Below are 2,480 nucleotides of genomic sequence, written 5' to 3'. Positions count from 1 at the left end.
GAGGGACGACGGAGCGGACGGGCACGCCAGCCATGTCCACGCGACTGGCCGGCGGTGCCTCGTACGCGCCGATCAGCCCTGGACGCGCCGCCCGCGCGACCGCCGCCCAGCCATGAGCAGGGCCAGCGCGGCCAGAACGAGCCAGCCGGCCGAGCCGCCGCTACCGCTGCAGCCGCCCGACGAGTGGGTCGGCTGGGCGCCGGAGCCGGTCAAGGCCACGCTGATGGTGGGTGAGGCCGGATCGTCGCTGGCGATGACGATGGCCCCGCTGGCAGCGGCGCCGTCGGTCGGCTTGTAGGTCACCGTCAGCGTGGCGCTGGTGCCGGCGGCCACGGCGAAGGGCGCGGCGGGCGACCAGCTGAACGCGGACGACGTTCCGCTCGAGAGCGAGATGCCGGTGACGTTCAGGGCGCCGGTTCCGGTGTTCTGGATGGTGACGGTGCGGGAGGCGGCGGAGCCGATCGTCACGGCGCCGAAGTCGAGCGAGGTGGGGCTGACGGCCGCGATCGGGATCGGCTGCGCCACGCCGGCGCCGCTCACGGCCAGGTCCGCGACGGCGGTGGTCGGATCGTTGCTCGTGAAGGCGATGCACCCGGAGTCGCCGCCGAGGCCGGTCGGCGCGTAGGTGACGTCGACGGGGACGCTGGCGCCGGGATCGACGGTGAAGGAGACCGACTTGCTCCAGGCGAACTCGGCGCTGGTACCGGCGCACCGATCGATGGCCGAGACGACCAGGGCCAGCGTGCCCGTGTTTCGCACCTGCGTGGTGAGCGTGGCGGTGGCGCCGGTCACCACGTTGCCGAAGGCGAGCGTGGCCGGCGCCAGGGCGATGGTCGGGGCCGGGCTGGCCACGCCGGCCCCGGTGATCGTCACGCTCACGGCCGGGTGAGCGGAGTCGTTGCTCGCGACGGAGACGGCGCCGGTGTCGGTCCCGGCGCCGGACGGCGCGTAGCTCACGGTCACGGTCACCGGCTGGCCACCGGCGGCGATGCTGAACGTGGCCGGCGAGACCGAGAACTCGTTGTTGGTCCCCGCGGCGAGGGCCGCCGTCCCGGACAGGGTGGCCGTGCCGGTGTTGGAGATGGTGAAGGTCTGGGTCCCCGACGCGCCAACCACCACGTTGCCGAAGGCGAGCGAGGTCGGGGTCACGGAGATGGACGGCGTGGTCGCGGCCTGCCCGGTGCCGGAGAGGGCGAGGCTCACCGTGGGGTTGGCGGGGTCGTCGCTGGTGAAGACGAGCGTGGCGCTGGCGGCGCCGGCGGCGGCGGGGGTGTAGCTCACGGTGACGGTGGTCGTGCCGCCGGCGGCGACCGTGAAGGGCGCCGCGGGGGACCAGGTGAACGCGGTGCTGGCGCCGGTCAGGGCGATCGAGGAGACGTTGAGGGGCGCGGTGCCCGTGTTCCTCACCTGGACGGGCTGCGAGACCGTGCCGCCCACGGTGACGGTGCCGAAGGAGAGCGAGGTCGGGGAGAGGGCGATCGACGGCGCCGCGGCCGACACGACCGTGAACTGCGTGACCGCCACGATCTCCTCGCCGTGGACGGCGCCGGCCGTGTTGTTGTTCGGGTCCTGGCGGAAGCAGGGCGGGACGGCCGGGCTCCCGCAGGCCGACGAGAAGTAGGCGCCGCTCGCGTCGTAGGCGTTCCCGTACCAGGAGGCGCGCCAGGTGTACGTGCCGGGCGTCATCGGCGCGGCGGCGGTCAGGGTCGCGGGGAACGTGCTCGAGTAGCAGCTGGTCGGACCGCTGGGACAGGAGCTCGTGAGCAGGGCCATGTTCCCGTCGTAGAGGTTCACCCGCACCCAGCCGGTCCGGTAGCCGCCGTTCACCGTGACGGTGACCGTCTGGCCGGGCTGGTAGGTCGTCTTGTCGGTGCTCGCAGAGATGTTGATGGAGCTCTTGGTGGAGTCGGGGTGCGTGCCGTGCGAGTGGCAGCCGTTGCACGTCGTGACGGTCGAGGAGTGGCACGTGGTGCAGGCCAGGTTCGAGCCGGCGCCGTTCGTGTAGTAGGTCGAGTAGGCGCTCGCCTGCGGCGTCCAGCACAGGACGACGGCGAGCGAAGCCAGCTTGGCGAGGATCGACAGAGGGGTCTTCACGTCGCGCTCCTTCCCCCCGGGGTAGGTGCAACGTGCGACACTCTGTCGCAGGCCGCGCCCCGCGGACAAGGGACACCCGGACCTGCGCGGCACCTCGAGGAGGAGCTTCGCCGACAGCCGGCGAGGATGTAGGAGACCGCTACTTCCTCCCCGCCTTGCAGGCGTCGCGGGCCGCCTTCACCTCGTCGAAGAACTCGGCCGGCACGACGCCGCCGCGCACGACCGGCCAGGTCTTCTCCATCGCGGTGCGCCAGGCCACCGGGTCGCCCTTCACGACCTGCAGCCCCTGCTTCTGCATGGCGGCCACGGCGTCGGCGTTGAGCCGCTTCACCTCGGCGTCGACCTTGCCGCCCAGCTCGCGGGCGATGGCGGTGAGCTTCTCGCGG

At 72.7% G+C, this 2,480-nt stretch carries 2 protein-coding genes; both read right to left on the bottom strand.

Annotated features, from left to right (window positions below; genetic code table 11):
* Positions 1-72: 72 nt before the first annotated feature.
* Positions 73-2,094: a choice-of-anchor D domain-containing protein gene (locus tag VF825_RS07730; protein WP_331111862.1), complete on the bottom strand. Its 2,022-nt coding sequence runs from the start codon at positions 2,092-2,094 to the stop codon at positions 73-75.
* Between the two features lie 139 nt (positions 2,095-2,233).
* A partial coding sequence (locus VF825_RS07725) for a hypothetical protein (RefSeq protein WP_331111860.1) occupies positions 2,234-2,480 on the bottom strand: 247 nt, incomplete at its 5' end.

This window comes from Oryzihumus sp. (genome assembly GCF_036391795.1).
Lineage (GTDB): Bacteria > Actinomycetota > Actinomycetes > Actinomycetales > Dermatophilaceae > Oryzihumus.
This window is presented reverse-complemented; position numbering and strand designations above follow the sequence as displayed.